15 protein-coding genes are annotated in these 16107 nt (G+C 36.8%); 1 reads left to right on the top strand and 14 read right to left on the bottom strand.

Annotated features, from left to right (window positions below; translation table 11 throughout):
* Nucleotides 1-5: 5 nt before the first annotated feature.
* From RU96_RS08340 to RU96_RS08290, 11 genes are all read right to left on the bottom strand, one after another.
* Nucleotides 6-248, bottom strand: a complete 243-nt coding sequence (locus tag RU96_RS08340; RefSeq protein ID WP_071865075.1) for a hypothetical protein — start codon at nucleotides 246-248, stop codon at nucleotides 6-8.
* Between the two features lie 348 nt (nucleotides 249-596).
* Nucleotides 597-1520 (bottom strand): D-ribose ABC transporter substrate-binding protein, encoded by a 924-nt coding sequence (locus RU96_RS08335; protein WP_071865074.1) that lies wholly within the window; start codon nucleotides 1518-1520, stop codon nucleotides 597-599.
* A gap of 126 nt (nucleotides 1521-1646) precedes the next feature.
* On the bottom strand, nucleotides 1647-2612 hold the full coding sequence (locus RU96_RS08330) for an ABC transporter permease (RefSeq protein ID WP_071865073.1): 966 nt from the start codon (nucleotides 2610-2612) through the stop codon (nucleotides 1647-1649).
* Nucleotide 2613: 1 nt separating this feature from the next.
* Nucleotides 2614-4098: a sugar ABC transporter ATP-binding protein gene (locus RU96_RS08325; protein WP_071865072.1), complete on the bottom strand. Its 1485-nt coding sequence runs from the start codon at nucleotides 4096-4098 to the stop codon at nucleotides 2614-2616.
* Between the two features lie 12 nt (nucleotides 4099-4110).
* On the bottom strand, nucleotides 4111-4509 hold the full coding sequence (gene rbsD, locus RU96_RS08320; RefSeq protein ID WP_071865071.1) for a D-ribose pyranase: 399 nt from the start codon (nucleotides 4507-4509) through the stop codon (nucleotides 4111-4113).
* Nucleotides 4484-5386 carry a ribokinase gene (rbsK, locus tag RU96_RS08315; protein ID WP_071865070.1) on the bottom strand — a complete coding sequence of 301 codons (903 nt, stop codon included), beginning with the start codon at nucleotides 5384-5386 and terminating at the stop codon, nucleotides 4484-4486. Before rbsK ends, rbsD begins: the two co-directional genes overlap by 26 nt.
* Entirely contained in the window at nucleotides 5383-6366 is a 984-nt protein-coding gene (locus RU96_RS08310) for a LacI family DNA-binding transcriptional regulator (RefSeq protein ID WP_071865069.1), read from the bottom strand. The genes rbsK and RU96_RS08310 overlap by 4 nt, the downstream gene beginning before the upstream one ends.
* A gap of 140 nt (nucleotides 6367-6506) precedes the next feature.
* Nucleotides 6507-6821 carry a thioredoxin gene (gene trxA, locus RU96_RS08305; RefSeq protein ID WP_071865068.1) on the bottom strand — a complete coding sequence of 105 codons (315 nt, stop codon included), beginning with the start codon at nucleotides 6819-6821 and terminating at the stop codon, nucleotides 6507-6509.
* Between the two features lie 215 nt (nucleotides 6822-7036).
* A complete protein-coding gene (locus RU96_RS08300; protein ID WP_071865067.1) occupies nucleotides 7037-9403 on the bottom strand; it encodes an endonuclease MutS2 in 2367 nt (788 codons plus the stop codon).
* A 69-nt stretch (nucleotides 9404-9472) separates the two neighbouring features.
* Nucleotides 9473-10021 (bottom strand): CvpA family protein, encoded by a 549-nt coding sequence (locus tag RU96_RS08295; protein WP_071865066.1) that lies wholly within the window; start codon nucleotides 10019-10021, stop codon nucleotides 9473-9475.
* A 3-nt stretch (nucleotides 10022-10024) separates the two neighbouring features.
* Nucleotides 10025-10474, bottom strand: a complete 450-nt coding sequence (locus tag RU96_RS08290; protein ID WP_071865065.1) for a cell division protein ZapA — start codon at nucleotides 10472-10474, stop codon at nucleotides 10025-10027.
* 292 nt (nucleotides 10475-10766) lie between these two features.
* Here RU96_RS08290 and rnhC point away from each other — a divergent pair, with 292 nt between their 5' ends.
* On the top strand, nucleotides 10767-11711 hold the full coding sequence (gene rnhC, locus RU96_RS08285) for a ribonuclease HIII (RefSeq protein ID WP_071865064.1): 945 nt from the start codon (nucleotides 10767-10769) through the stop codon (nucleotides 11709-11711).
* A 118-nt stretch (nucleotides 11712-11829) separates the two neighbouring features.
* Here rnhC and RU96_RS08280 read toward each other — a convergent pair whose 3' ends face one another.
* The 3 genes from RU96_RS08280 to RU96_RS08270 all read right to left on the bottom strand — a co-directional run bounded on the left by RU96_RS08280 (nucleotide 11830) and on the right by RU96_RS08270 (nucleotide 15880).
* Complete coding sequence (locus RU96_RS08280) at nucleotides 11830-12189, bottom strand: hypothetical protein (protein ID WP_071865063.1); 360 nt, start codon at nucleotides 12187-12189, stop codon at nucleotides 11830-11832.
* Between the two features lie 93 nt (nucleotides 12190-12282).
* On the bottom strand, nucleotides 12283-14037 hold the full coding sequence (locus RU96_RS08275; protein WP_071865062.1) for an ABC transporter ATP-binding protein: 1755 nt from the start codon (nucleotides 14035-14037) through the stop codon (nucleotides 12283-12285).
* 97 nt (nucleotides 14038-14134) lie between these two features.
* Nucleotides 14135-15880, bottom strand: a complete 1746-nt coding sequence (locus tag RU96_RS08270; protein WP_071865061.1) for an ABC transporter ATP-binding protein — start codon at nucleotides 15878-15880, stop codon at nucleotides 14135-14137.
* Nucleotides 15881-16107 lie beyond the last annotated feature (227 nt).

The following is a 16107-nucleotide window of genomic DNA, read 5'->3' as shown; positions in this document are numbered from 1 at the left end:
CTACTTTATTGACATCTATCCAAATCTGTTTGGCTTGTTGTACTTGAATCAGTTGTAGTAGCTGTTACCTCTTGACTTGTTGTACTTTCTTCAGTAGTTGTTTCATTTGTCTGTAGCTCTGATAAAGAACTTGTTATATTTGACTCACTAGTTTCCCCAGTAGCTTCTTGCCCCCAAACATTTAGTGGCAATGAAGTCGTTAAAATACTTGCAACCAACAACACTTTAACCCATTTACTCTTTTTCATCGTCTACTCCTTTTTCTTTAATTATTCTTTTATCTTTACAAACTTATTATATCGTTCTCTTAGAAAAAACAGAAGTGAGAAACCACCAAAAAAACAACTTTTTATTAAAAAAATGGTGTTGGATAATCTGCTTTAAAATTGAATTTTTGTGTTATTTAAAATCTAGAAATTATTCTTAATAAAATGAGAATTTTTAGTCCGCAAATACTGCTCTTCAGCTCGACTATATTTTTGTTAACGCATAATTTTTACATCGCAAAAAGGCTGTGACCAATCATCTGTCACAGCCTCATGAAAAACTTACTTTTAAATTGCTTTATTGTTTTATAAAAGTACTACTACTTACTTTTATTCTGTCACTAAATCTAGTGGTGAATCAATTTTTTCATCAACTTTTTTGCCTGCAAAATGATCATACGCCGCTTGTAGGGCAAGTTTGCCCATTTCCTCTGGTTTTTGAGCGATCGTCGCGCTCATCTTACCGTCTTTAATTGCCTTTAACCCATCTTCGGTACCGTCAAAACCAACGATAATAAAATCTTTGCCTTTACTGCTAGCAGCTTCAGAAGCCCCTAAAGCCATTTCGTCATTTTGGGCAAATACACCTTGTAAATCAGAGTGAGCTTGCAAAATATTTTCCATAACTGTTAAACCTTTAGCACGGTCAAAGTTAGCAGATTGCTTGTCGACAACGTCTAATTTATCTTTTGCGTAATCATCAAACCCTTTGCCTCGTTCACGGGTCGCAGAAGCTCCAGGTACGCCTTCAAGTTCTGCTACTTTGGCATTTTCACCTAATTTTTCAATAATAAATTGCGCCGCCATTTTACCGCCTTCTTCATTATTTGAAGCAACCGTAGTTAATAATTTACCGCCGTCACTACTACGGTCAATGGCAATCACTGGAATATCAGCACTATTAGCAGCTTCCACTGCTGGTACAATAGCCGAAGAATCAACTGGATTTACTAAAATGACATCGACTTTTTGTTGAATTAAATCATCAATATCATTACTTTGTTTGGCTGTGTCATCTTGAGCGTCAACAACTTTAATCGTCGTTTTGTTTTCATCTGCTAATTTTTGGACACCATCTCGTAACGATACAAAGAAAGGATTGTTTAATGTTGAAACCGAAACACCAACTGTCAATTCTGCGGGTTTTTTCTCAGCTGTTTTCCCCTCTGAACTACTAGAACCACCTTCAAGACCTGTTGCACCACAGCCTGCTAACATAAGAACACTTGCCGCTAATACGAAAAATTTTTTCATCGTTTCTTCCTCCTCATATGAGTGAATTTCTTTTAAAGGAAAATCATTTTCCTAAAAACCGTTTAAAGTGTTGCTGTTTATAAAAAAGTAATTAAAGGGCTTACAATACTTTACGCAAAATTGTGCTTATTTCTTTTTACGGTCTAATAATACAGCAATGACAATGACGATCCCTTTGACAATTTGTTGATAAAAACTTGAAACGCCTAGTAAATTCAAGCCGTTGTTTAATGTTCCAATGATTAAAGCACCCACTAGCGTACCAAAAATCCGACCTTTCCCGCCTGAAAGGCTCGTCCCACCTAACACAACAGAAGCGATGGCATCCATTTCATAAGACTGGCCAGCAGTCGGTTGCGCTGAATTTAGACGTGAGGTAATAATCATGCCGCTAATTGATGCCATTAAGCCTGATAAGGAGTAAATTAAGATTTTAATTTTATCAATTTTTACCCCTGCCACAAAGGCCGCTTTTTCATTTCCACCAATAGCGTAAGTTTTCTTACCAAATGCTGTTTTGTGCAACAAGACAAACAAAATAATAAACATAATGAAAAGTAAAACGACAGGAAAAGGAATGCCAAATAAATAACCACGACCTAAAAAGCTAAAGAAGAAACTATCCCCTAAACCTGTAATCGGATTTCCTTTAGTGTAAACAAGTGTTGCACCGCGATAAATTGTCATTGTCGCCAAAGTTGCAATAAAAGGCGCCATACTTCCTTTTGAGATTAACAAGCCATTAATCGCACCTAAGATTGCACCGGTTAAAAGGCCAATTAAAACTGCCAATGGCGCACCCATTCCATTTGCAATAAAGCCAGCTGTTAATGCGCTAGAGAGTGCTAAAGTCGATCCAACAGACAAATCAATTCCACCTGTCAAAATAACAAAGGTCATCCCAAAGGCAATAAAACCGTTCGCTGCTACTTGGCGTAGTAAATTTAATAAATTATTTGGGTTTAAAAATTCACGATTCATAACCGAAACGACAATAACCAAGACAATCAGTGCCAATAAGGGCCCTAGCTTTGTGACAATACCGGCTGCGTCAAAATTGCTCTTTTTTGCGACGTTCTTTTTATTCTCCATTTTATTTTCCTCCTGTGGCATAGGTCATAATTTTTTCTTGGTCAAAATCTTTCTTTTGTAATTCACCGTTAATTTTGCCTTCGTGTATCACTAAAATACGATCGCTTATCCCCATTACTTCAGGTAAGTCACTTGAGACAACGATAATCGCGACACCACGATCAGCTAGTTCATTGATTAGTTGATAAATTTCCCGTTTAGCCCCGACGTCGACACCACGAGTTGGTTCATCTAAAATTAAAACTTTAGGGCCGGCTCCAATCCATTTGGCTAAAACGACTTTTTGCTGATTACCTCCCGATAAATCTCCGACGATATCTTCAGCTGATTGCACTTTAATTAATAGGCGTTTAATCAATAGCTCAGCAAACTCTGCTTCAGTTTTTTTATCAATTACACCATTTTTTACAAAACCATCAATGGAAGGCAAGCTAATATTATCTAACACAGAAAAATCTAAGACTAATCCTTCTGATTTTCGATCTTCTGTCAAAAAGCCGATACCATTTTGAATCGATTTAGCTGGTGATTCAATTTTTTTTATAGCTCCTTCAATTGTAATAGTTCCTTTTGATAAGGGGTCCAAACCAAAGATTCCCCGCATAATTTCTGTTCGACCAGCTCCCATTAAACCGGAAAAACCGACAATTTCACCACTTCTAACGCTAAAAGAAATATCTTTAAAAGTACCATTTGTAGCAGTTAAGTTCTCAGCGGTAAAGATTACTTCACCAATCGCCGCGTTTTTTTCTGGATAATAATCAGAAATTTCTCTTCCAACCATTTTACGCACCACTTCATTTACATTGGTTTCACTTGTTTTGGTTGTATCAATCGATAAACCGTCTCGCATCACCGTAATTTCATCACTAATTTGGAAAATTTCTTCCATCCGGTGAGAAATATAAACAATTGCCACTCCTTGTTCTTTTAGTTGCATAATAATTTTAAACAATGCTTTAATTTCTGTTTCAGATAGCGCAGCAGTAGGTTCATCCATAATCAAAATTTTTGCATCCGTCATAAGCGACTTTGTAATCTCAATCATTTGTTGCTGACCTACTGAAAGCTCTTCTAACTCTTTATCCAAATCAAGGGAGATTCCTAAATCATGAAAATGTTCCAACGCAATATTCCGCATTTTTTTTATATCCAGTAAGCCAAAAGAATTTTTTAATTCACTATTTAAAAATAAATTTTCTAGCACTGTCATTTGGGGCCATGAATTCATTTCTTGGTGAATAAAGCTAATGCCAAATTCTTCGGCTTCTTTGGGGCTAGAAAAGACTTTTTCTTGGCCATCAATTAAAATCGTGCCAGAATCTTTTTTGTGTAGTCCGGTTAAAATGTTCATAAGCGTTGACTTACCTGCGCCATTTTCCCCCATCAATGCGTGAATTTCGCCGCTTTTTAATTCAATACTAACGTCGCGTAAAACCTGATTGGTGCCAAAAGATTTTGAAATATTTTTCATTGCAACATGCATCATAGAACCTCCTTAAAAGATGACAGCCGATTGTAAAATAATATTGGAAAAAGGCGTTACTTCACCGCTACGGATAATGGCTTTACTCGTCTGTGTTTGTATTTTAAATTCCTCATGACTGAAATAAATTATTTCAACATCATCAGGTAGCGCTTTCAAAATCACTTGCAATTGACTGCTATTTTGAATTTTAATCTCTTCAGCTAAAAAAACCTTTTCAATTGCCATATCACTTAAAACCGTTTGTAACACTTCTTGAAAGCTAGGTAAGCCAAATTTTAAAGCCAAATCAATTTTCTTAACACCATTGGGTACCGGTAAGCCGGCATCTCCAATGGTAATTTGATCAGTATGTCCTAAATCGGTTAAAACTTTGGTAACCTCACTATTCAAAATTCCATGCTTTTTCATACTGTTTTTGCTCCTTCATTTTTTCTAGTGTTGGCATACCACCTTGGGCACCGAAACCTTGAACAGAAATTGCCGCAGCTAAATTAGCAAAACGTAAAGCCTCAGACATTTTTAATCCTTGTAGTAAAGCAGTTGCCATGGCAGCGTTAAATGTATCGCCAGCACCAGTTGTATCGACCGGCTGAACTTCAAAAGCGGGAATAATTTCTTCTTTTGTTCCGTCGTGATAAATGGCGCCCATCGCACTAAGCGTGATAATTAATTTGTTTGGATATTGTGCCAAAACTTCTGAACGGCTCTGGTCAGGGAAGATAATGGCTGACTCATGTTCATTGGGTGTTAAATACGTTAATTTTTCAATGTACTCTTTGGCAATACTGCGGGCTGGCGCTGGATTTAAGAGCGTTTTAATGCCATTTTGCCAACAAAAATCAATGATCGCCTCGTTTGTTTCTTGTGGGATTTCATTTTGTAAAATAACTAAATCACTAGCTAATAGTTGGGATTGGAACTTAGTCATAGCTGCCGGCTTTACTTCATTATTCGCACCAGGAATTACAATAATACTGTTATCATTTTCGTATAAGACAATGTGAGCTGAACCACTCTCAGTATGTGTAACCCGTTCCACACAAGTTACATCAACACCATTTTTAACTAAATTTGCAACAATTTCTGTGCCAAAATCATCCTTCCCCACTGCTCCTACCATGGCAACATCCACACCTAAGCGACTGGCCGCTACCGCTTGATTGGCTCCTTTACCACCAAAAGCAGTCGAAAATTTTTCACCAAAAACTGTTTCGCCTTGATTTGGTTTCACTTTTGTCGTCACTACAAAATCAGTCGACATACTTCCTACCACTGTTATTTTCATTGTGTTTCCTTCTTTCGTAGAGTATTCCGTTCAATTAAACGAGTAGGTAAAATCAATTTTTTTTGTTTTACTTCTTGTTCATTCATCAGCTTGTAAAGCATCTCTGCTCCTTTATATCCCATTTCATAAGCTGGTTGATGAATCGTTGTTAGTGGCGGCACCACTAAATTACTAATGGGAATATCATCATAGCCGATTACTTGCAAGTCTTCAGGGACTTTTATATTGTGGCGATAAGCCTCTTGAATTAATGCAATCGCATGAATGTCACTTGGCGCAATAACTGTGTCGACTGTGGGAAATTGTTTAAAAACTGTTTGTGCGGTAATAATCGCATCTTCTAGTAAAAACGAGGCTGAGTGTACCAGGAAATAATCTTTTTTTGATTCCTCTAAAACGCTCAAAACACCTTGTAGCCTTTCTTTAGAACGATCAATTTCTTTTGGACCAGAAATCACGATAATTTGTTTGGTCTTTCTTTTTAAAACAGCTCTTGCTGCTATGGCACCACCGGAAACATCATCGGCGTGAATCGAGTACTCTGAATCATTACCCACCCGATCTAAAAATACTAGCGGATGAACATTATCATAAAAAGCATAGTCGTTATCAACTGCTGATAAGACACCAGCTACATTATTTTGATGAAAGGCATGAAGATAGTCGTTAGCGCGTTCAGGATTTTCTTGCACATTTCCTAAAATAACTTGATATCCTTTTTTTTGTAAAAAATCTTCCACTCCTTTAGCCAATAAAGGGAAAAAAGGATTGGAGATATCTGGTAGCAGTAGGCCCACTAGTTTTGATTTTTTTTGAAAAAGCGAGCGTGCGACTTCATTCGGACGAAAATCTAGTTCTGCTACTGCATGCTCAATTTTTTGGCGGGATTCTTCACTTACATAGCCGCTACCGTTAATTGCTCTTGAAACTGTTGCAACAGATAATCCTGCCAATTTTGCGACATCGCGAATCGTTGCCATCTGTTCACCATCTTTCATGTGTAACCGTTTACACAGATAATATAAATGATTTAATCTTAAATTGCAACCACTTAAGATTATTTTTTTATCTAAAAATGAAAAAAGCCGGCTAAATGCCGGCTAATCAGCAAAACAATATTTTATAAATGAGATGCAATTAATTGTTCTAATTGATCTTTTGTATGAACACCGATTACTTTATCGACAACTTCCCCGTCTTTTTTAAGTAACAAAGTAGGAATACTCATAACGCCAAATTGTGCAGGTGTTTCAGGGTTTTCATCCACATCCATTTTCACAATTTTTAATTCATCTTCGTCATGACTAGCGGCTAATTGATCTAAAATAGGTGCTTGCATGCGACAAGGACCACACCAAGTTGCCCAAAAATCGACTAAAACTAAACCTTCATCTGTTTCACTTGCAAATGTTGCATCTGTAACTGCTTTTGACATATTATTACCTCCGATTTTACTATTGGGCATCTTCCCAATTGGATTTCCCCAAATGATAACCTTAAGTAAGATTGATCATTTCTCTAAAAAGAGTATAGCACTGAAAAGTTTAGGATGACATTTTTTTGCTTACAATTGGTAAGTGCTCAAAAGGATAGCACCAAATACGCTAAACAGCGCGCTTTTTAAAAGCAAACGTGTTAAATCTTTTTTAATTATTTAAATTTAACAACTGTTGCCCCATTTCCACCTTGATTTGGCGGAGCAAATTCAAAGCTTTTGACACTCCGATGATTTTTTAAATAATCTGTAATTCCTTGGCGTAAAGCACCCGTTCCTTTACCATGAACAATCGTTACTTGGGGATAACCCGCTAAAATAGCAGCATCTAAATACTGATCAACTTCATTTAAAGCTTCTTCATACCGCTTCCCTCTTAAATCAAGTTGAGTCGCAACATGACTACTATTATCAGAACGAACAGTGCTTACAACACGTTGAATTGGTTCTTTAACTGGCGCCACACTTTGTAATTCACTTTCTGGTAGTGTCATCTTCAAAATACCTAATTGTACTTGCCAATTACCATCGCTCATTTTTTGAATCAAGGTTCCTCTTTGACCGTAAGAAGCCACTAACACTTCATCGCCAACTTTTAGTTTTTTCTTTTGTTTCGCTTTTTGCAATACTTTATTTTTCTTAAGTTGGTTGTCTTCTTGCCGTAAATTATCTAGTTTACTGCGAGCATCGATCAATTCATGCTCTTTTACTTGCGCTTGACCAGCTGCCAACTGCTTTTTACGTAAGTCTGAAATAATGACCTCAGCTTCTGACTTAGCTTCATCGATAATTTGATTGGCCTCTTTTTTAGCTTTGGCTAACTCTTTTTCCCGTTCTTCAAAGAAATAACTATAAGCCTCTTTTAATTCTCGTTGTAATTTTTCCGCTTCATCGACATAATGGCGAACTTCTAAATATTCCGTTTCCGTCATCTTCCGTCTGTTTTCTAAATCTGCAATCATTTCATTTAAGTCTTGACTTTCACCATCCATAATTTGTTTGGCGGCATCAATAATGTGATTATCCAAGCCTAAACGTTTCGAGATTTCAAAGGCATTACTACGCCCTGGTACCCCAATTAATAAACGATAAGTCGGACTAAGCGTATCAACATCAAATTCCATGCTCGCATTAATTGTGTTGCTACGATTATAGCCATAGACTTTTAATTCCGGATAGTGAGTTGTTGCCATTACATAAGCAGATTTAGCACCCAATGCGTCTAAAATCGCAATAGCCAGTGCAGCACCTTCTTGAGGATCAGTCCCTGCACCCAGTTCATCAAATAAAACTAAACTGTGTTCATCCACTTTTGCTAAAATCTCAACAATATTTGTCATATGAGAAGAAAAGGTCGATAAGCTTTGTTCGATTGACTGTTCATCACCAATATCGGCAAAAATCTCATGGAAAATCCCCATTTGACTCTCTTCAGCTACTGGAAGGGGTAGCCCTGACTGACCCATTAATTGCAATAAGCCTAAAGTTTTTAACGTAATCGTTTTACCACCTGTATTTGGACCCGTAATCACTACGGCTTGAAAATCTTGACCAATCATAATATCGTTTGCCACCACGACTTCTTGATCAATTAAAGGATGACGCGCTTGTTTAAAGTAGACGTGATTTTCAGCGCTAATCGCAGGCACAACTGCATTTAATTCTTTACCAAAACGAGCTTTTGCGTTCATCAAATCAAATTTTCCTAAGACAAAAGCATTATGAATGATTTCTTTTTGATAAGGTACTAATTCCGCTGAAAGTTCGGCTAAAATTCGTTCAATTTCTTGCCGTTCATTGATTTGATGCTGACGCAAGCGATTATTGGAGTCAACAATTTGTTTAGGTTCGATGAAAAGAGTTTGACCAGAGGAGCTTTGATCGTGGACGACACCGCCAAAAACACTACGATATTCTTGTTTGACTGGAATGACATAACGATCGTTGCGCATTGTAATAATCGTATCACTTAAATAGCGCGCATTATTCCCCCGCAAAATTCCATCTAATTGTTCTCGAATAGTTTGTTCACTGCGCCGAATATTTTGGCGAATCATTTTTAGCTCACTAGAGGCTTCATCTGTCACATAGCCATCTTCATCAATTGCCGTCTGTAAGCGGCGGGTTAAATCTGGTAAGTGTTCCAATTGCTCGGCCCAATCATAAAGACGCAAAAATTCGATTTCACTTTCCTTTAAGTCAGCGATAAATTTTCTGACTTGTCCGGTTGTGGATAAAACACGGGCGATTTGCGCTAATTCAGGACCATTTAAATCCGCGCCAATTTCAATTCGTTTCATTTGGGGACGGATATTTTCAATTTTTGGAATCGGGATGCCACCGCGTAAACGTTGGACTTTTAAACCATCTTCGGTTTCATTTAACCAACTTTTTATTACCGTTTCATCGATACTTGGTACTAAATTTTCTAACTCTTCTTGCCCTTGGGCAGTTTGAAGGTAATTTGCAACCATTTGTTTCACACGGGAAAGTTCTAATGTTTCATAGATTCTTTTATTCATTTGTTTCACCTACCTATTTCATTATGAAAAACAGGACAGTTTAGCTACTGCCAAACACTGCCCTGTTTTTTAACCAAGAATACTTGTTACCCACAGATTTTTAAAAAGCCAAGACAAAATAAAAGAATGTTCCACAATCATGCGAGCAGAAAAGTGATTAAAAAAGATATTTTGCACGGTTGCTAGAGGAATCATTGCTAACACAAATAGCACAAAAAAGATAACTATATACGCTGTCAGTGCGTTTAATAAGCCGCCTAAAACCCAATCGTAATTTTCCAATAAGCGTTTAAAACGCAAATTGTTTAAAAATACCGCGACTAAACTCGTAATCAGCCAGCCAATAAACATAACTAGTAAAAAAGCAATCGCAGCATAATAAGCCTTATCCAGGTCTAACGATTCGGTTTGACTATAAAAAGCCATTTTCGCATCTGGCGTAATGGAAGGATAAGGGACAAATAATTCTAATTTCTTTGCCAAACTCTGATAGCTAAAACACGCTATCGCAAAAGATAAAGCATAACCCAACGTATGGGCCAGCTGTAACGGTGCTCCCCTGCGACCTCCGATATAAAACGCAATCACGAGTATCAGGATGATAAGTAATCCGATCATCTGTTAATCCTTTCTGTCCAAAGACGTCTTTTGTTTAATTTGATTTTTACGGGCTTCATTTAAAATTTGCTGTGCCTGAACATGGTTTTTTATTTTAATATCTGATTTGCCTTGCTCGGCTAAATACTTACGGGCTTCGTTTTCAATTGCTTCAATTCGTTTTACGCGATTTTCTAATTCAACAATTCTAACAGTTTTTTCCCGCAATTCTTGCACTTCTTTTTGTAAACGCAGTACTTCTTCTTGCTTGTCGACTTGATCTGAGACCGCATTAACTGCCAGTAAAATTGCGGCTTGTTCATCATTTATTTGGGGTGAAATAGCTTTAATTTCATTAAGCTGTTCATTAACCAGTTTTGTGACCAGCTTCATATGCTGTCCACTCTTCTCACCAATAATCGTATAGGTGCGATTGGCAATCACAGCTTTATAGCGTTTGCGTTCCGCTACCATGCTTTGTCTTCCCTTCTTCATAACTTTCACAAAAACAACTGCACTATTATAGCATTTTTACCACGAAATGTTTAAGTGGCAAACTCCTGTATATTATAGGGGAAAAAAGGTAAAATTTCCATGATTAGATAAAAATCTCTTACTTCCCTTACGCTTTTTTGAATCTATGTTAAAATCTAAGAGCCAATCTAGTAAAAAAGACTGACTAAAAATGGCTCTTTTACTATTACGATGATAAAGCGAAAGCTTATCAATTATTAAAATAAAGAAATACTAAACAAAGGAAGTTTATATGAATACGATTGTCTTAAAACTTAGTAATGCCCAGTTAGACCAGCTAAAAACTCATTATGCGACAAAAAGCGTTCCAAATAAAAACCCATATACATTATTTGTCGCTAAAAAAAATGGTGTCACTATCACCGGCTATACCTCAGGAAAAGTAATGTTTCAAGGACCAAATGCACAGTCAGAAGCCGCAAAATGGGACAAAGCACAAGCCAGTATAAAGCCAAATGACAATAAAAATTCCCCTCAAAAAACAAGCGCAGTCGCAACCCACTTACCAAAAGATTTTTCTAAAAAAAGTATCATTGGCAGTGACGAAGTAGGCAACGGTAGTTATTTTGGTCCTTTAGTAGTTTGTGCTGTCTATGCAGCGAAAGAAAACCTCTCTTATTTAAAAAAAATCGGCGTCAAAGATTCTAAAATGTTGACCGACAAAGAAATTCGCCAACTGGCACCAAAAATTGCTGAAACAGTTCCTTTTCAAAAACTAGTGGTTACACCAGAAAAATATAACGAGATTCAGCCCAAATATAATGCCGTACGAATGAAAGTCGCACTGCACAATCAAGCGATTTATCTATTGCAACAAAAAATTGCTCCTACAAAAGCAGAAGGGATCCTCATTGACCAATTTACCTCAGAGGCAAACTACAAAAAATATTTACGGCAAGAAAAAAATCCAGTCACGACAGATCTTCACTTTATTACAAAAGGAGAACAATATCATTTAGCTGTCGCAGCTGCCTCTATTTTATGTCGGGCTAGTTTTTTAGAAGAGTTAGAGAAGGCTTCTAAAAATCTGGGCTTTTTACTTCCTTCTGGTGCGGGCAATAAATCGGATCAAGTAGCTGCCAAAATATTACAACAAGGTGGCATAAACTTACTAGCTAAATATGCCAAGTTGCATTTTGCCAATACAAAAAAAGCAGAAAAGATCGCCGGCTTCTAAAAAATAATACCCAAAAGATATATGACTGTTTTTACTACTTCCTTTTTACACGAAGCAATAGTCGTAAAAAAACGACTGGCAGATACATCTTTTGGGTATTTTCAGCTTAAAAAGTAAACTAAGATTTAGGACCTTTAAAAAGTTTGCTAAAATCACCTTTTTGCGTTTGGAATTTATAAAAAATATGGAATAAACCACAAGCAACCATTAAAATACCATAGTAAAAATTACCTTGCCAAATTGCAAAAGTATTTAAAGTCGCAATTAACGCCAAGACAATTACATAACAAATTAAAACACGCAGGATAACACCTTTAGGTTTAATTTTATTAAAATAGTTTTCCCAGCTATTTTGATCCATTTTACTAATCCTGCTTTTAATTTGTAGGTACAATAACCAAACCCCTGTACTCAAAAACAGCGCACTATAAATTCCGACCAAAATCATAATAAATAAACTCAAAATATCACTGATCATGTTAAACTTCCAATCCGTTAAAAATCAATTTCAAACATCAAAAATGTCTGTTTCGATTTTAACACAGGGACTTTAAATGTCAAAACCGAGCTCTTAAGCCGACAATTGTGCCGCTTGCATCTGATACATTTGATAATAAATACCCGATTTTTCCAGTAAGCTTTGATGCGAGCCTCGCTCAATAATACGACCATCTTCTAAAACTAAAATTTCATCTGCCTCTTTAATTGTCGAAAGCCGATGGGCAATGATAAAAGTCGTCCGTCCTTTTTGCAAGACTTCCATCGCTTTTTGGATAATCGTTTCTGTTTGTGTATCCACATGACTAGTTGCTTCATCTAAAATTAAAATTTTAGGATTAAATACTAACGCCCGCGCAAAACTAATTAACTGTCTTTCACCGCTAGAAAAAGCTTGACCTTTTTCCACTACCGGCTGGTGAATACCTTTAGGATAGCGTTTGACCAAATACTCTGCGCCAACTTGTTTTAAAGCATCTAAAACCATCGCATCGCTAATACTTTTATCCCCCATATTAATATTACTAGCAATCGTGCCACTAAATAAATAAGGGTCTTGCATCACAATGGCCATAAAGTGTCGCAGTGACTGACGACTATAATCTGAAATTTTTTGATTATCGATGAAAATAGCCCCACTATTGGGTTCATAAAAACGAAAAAGTAAATTTAAAATACTCGACTTACCCGAACCAGTATGCCCCACTAAAGCCACCGTTTCTCCTGGTTTGGCGGTAAAGTTAATATCATGTAAAACGGTTTGATCGGCTGTATAGCCAAACGAAACATCTTGAAAAGCAACTGCGCCTTTTTCTATTTGAATGCTTTTCGTTTCTTGACTTTCAATCTTTTCATCCGCCAAGACAAAAATTCTAGTCCCTGCCGCTAGTGATTGTTGCACACCAGCAACAGTTTGGACCATTCCTTCAATTGGATCAAACAGTCTGTTAATGTAGTCAATAAAGGCATACAGTAGCCCCGCTGAAATAGCCAACTGACCGTTTAAAAAGAAACTAGCTAAAGTGGTCACTACTAATAAAATGGTGGCATTGCGTAAAAAGGTACCTAGTCCCCACGCCGCTCCGGCATCTAAGAATAAAGCCTTTTTACCGACGTTAAACCATTTGGTTACAGTTTGGCGAAATTCATTTAATAATTGTTTTTCTTTTTGAAAGGCTTGAATTATCGCTACCCCTTGAATGAATTCGTTTAATTGCCCACTAATTTGTGAAATATACTCCCGCATAGCCAGATTATATTTAGAAGCTCGTTTGGTATAAAAATGTTGCCATAATACTAATAGTGGTAACAGCAGCAATAAAGCTGTACCTAAGCGGGGATCTAATAGAAATATCGCAATATAAACACCAATAATTTGAATAATATTGCTTAATAAATTACTAATGACACTGACGTAAAAACTGGAGCGTAAAACCTCTGTATCATTTGTGATACGCGCCACGATTTTGCCGGCAGGTAATTTATCAAAATAAGAAATCGGTAATTGATGCAAATGGTTAAATAACTGATCTCGCATTCTTTTAACAATTTGATTGGCCATTTTACGCAACTGTAAAATACTAAAATAGCGAAAAAGAGAACCAACGATATTTAACAATAAATAAAATGACAGCAACTGAATTAATAATAATAGCGGCAAATTTCCCGTATCAAAAGCTGGCGTCATTACACTATCAATCATGCGCTTGGCAATTAAAGGTGAGATAAGTTCCAAGCCAGATGCTACAATTAGTAAGCCCACACTAATACTAAAAATCAGTTTATGAGCTTTGACATAACCTAAAAGCCTTCTGATTGTCTGAAGCATGTTTTCAACTCCTTTTAAATAAGTAAAACGGCCCTTTCAAATTAAAGCTAGCCAAAGAAATTAGCTTAATTTTCTTTAATTATTGCGGTATGGCGTTTTAACTTTTCGTTTTTTCTTCATTTAATTGCTGATGGTAATATTGCTCTTGATACCAGCCTGGTGTTTGAATTAACGCGTGATGCGTGCCTTGTTGCACCACTTTTCCCTCTTCTAACACAATGATTTGATCGGCTGTGGTAATAGCAGAGAGACGATGCGTCACAATAATCGCTGTTTGTTTTTCTTGTACTTGCTTTAACTGATCAATAATTGCTTGTTCCGTTTTGGCATCGACAGCAGAAAGCGCATCATCTAGTAATAAAACGTGACTCTGACGCAAGAAAGCACGGGCTAAAGCCAAACGCTGTTTTTGTCCGCCAGATAGTGACATTCCTTTTTCACCAATTAACGTTTCCAACTGTTCTGGCATTTTTTTGATATCATCGGCCAAAGCAGCGGCGTTTAACGCTTGCCAAAGTTCAGCTTCGGTGGCATCACTTTTACCAAACAATAAATTTTCTTTAATCGTACGTGAAAATAGTGTATGTTCTTGTGGTACTTCCGCAAATTGCCCCCGTACATCACAGGACTTATAGTCCGTTAATGGACGCCCGTTTAATTGTGGCACTTGCGCCGAATAAGGATAGCGGTGAAGTAATTGGCGTAGTAACGTCGTTTTACCACTACCGGTTTTACCAACAATACCAATCAATTGCCCTTTATTAATCGTCAGATTTACCTGCTGTAAAACGTTTTGAGTACTTGACGGATATGAAAAATCATAGTTTTCAAAACTAATTTTTTCAATTTGGGTTAATTCTTTCGTTCCATCTTCTTCTAAATTATCTTTTGCTTTTAAGACTTCATTAATCCGCCGCCAAGAAGCAGCCCCTTGTTGCATGACGTTTACCAAATCGCCCGCAGAAATCATCGGCCATACAATCATTGTTAAATAAACTTGAAAAGAAACCATAGCCCCAACGGTAATTTGTTGGTTTTGAACCATAAATGCCCCTACGCCAAAGCTTGCTACAAAGCTAATGGCCAAAATAATCGTAATTAATGGACCAAAACGCGAATCAAGTTCTGAAACTTGATTATTTTTTTCCTTCACTGCAGTTGTTTTTGATTCAAAAGCAGTCGTTGTTTCTGCCTCTAGACCAAAAGCTCGCACCACTCGAATACCATCAATGATTTCTAGCACTTCGCTATTTAAATCGGAGACTGATTTTTGGGCTTCGGTGAAAAGTTGGTCTACTTTTGATCCCCATTTAAAAATGAAGTAGGCTAAAACTGGCATCGGAAGTAAAGCGATAAGTGTTAATAGCCCCGAAACAGTAGTTGCCATCATCAGCAAAATAAAGCCTAAAAATAAACTCGTATTCATAAATACCATCAGGCCATACCCGACTGTCATTCCCATCACTTGTACATCGTCACTAGATCGTGTCATTAAATCGCCCGTACGAAATCGTTCGTAAAAAGGTGCGCCCATTTTTAGAAAATGGGCCATTAATTGTTCACGCAAACTCTTTTGTAAGTCATACGAGCCGATAAATAACAGATAGGTCCAAGTGAAATCTGCTAGATAACACAAAATTATCGTCAATGAAAAAATACCACCATATTGTAGCAATAAAGAAAATGTCAACGTCTTTTGAATAATCGCATCGATAAAAAGACGAATAATATATGTGGGTACAACTGCTAATGCGCTGTTTAATACCATAAAGAATAAAACGACAGCGTAACGTTTTTTATGTTGTTTAATATAAGTGAATAAGTGCTTTAAAACGTAACTCATGATAACCTCCAATTTAAAATTCACCATAAACAGCGTATTTGTTTATCGCAAATATTTTTTTAATATTCTGTATTTTTGCACACAAAAAAGACTCTACCCGTGTATACCAAGGGCAGAGTCTGAGTGTTAATTCAGCAACTTAGCTAATTGGAAATATCATACGGGAGTAAGGAATTATTTGCGATGAATAGGGTCAATTCTTTTTTTGTTAATTTAATCATCATGCT

Origin of the sequence: Enterococcus canintestini (genome assembly GCF_001885735.1) — a bacterium.
Classification (GTDB): Bacteria; Bacillota; Bacilli; order Lactobacillales; family Enterococcaceae; genus Enterococcus_C; species Enterococcus_C canintestini.
Note: the sequence above shows the minus strand (reverse complement) of the source record. Positions and strands in the feature narration are given on the sequence as shown.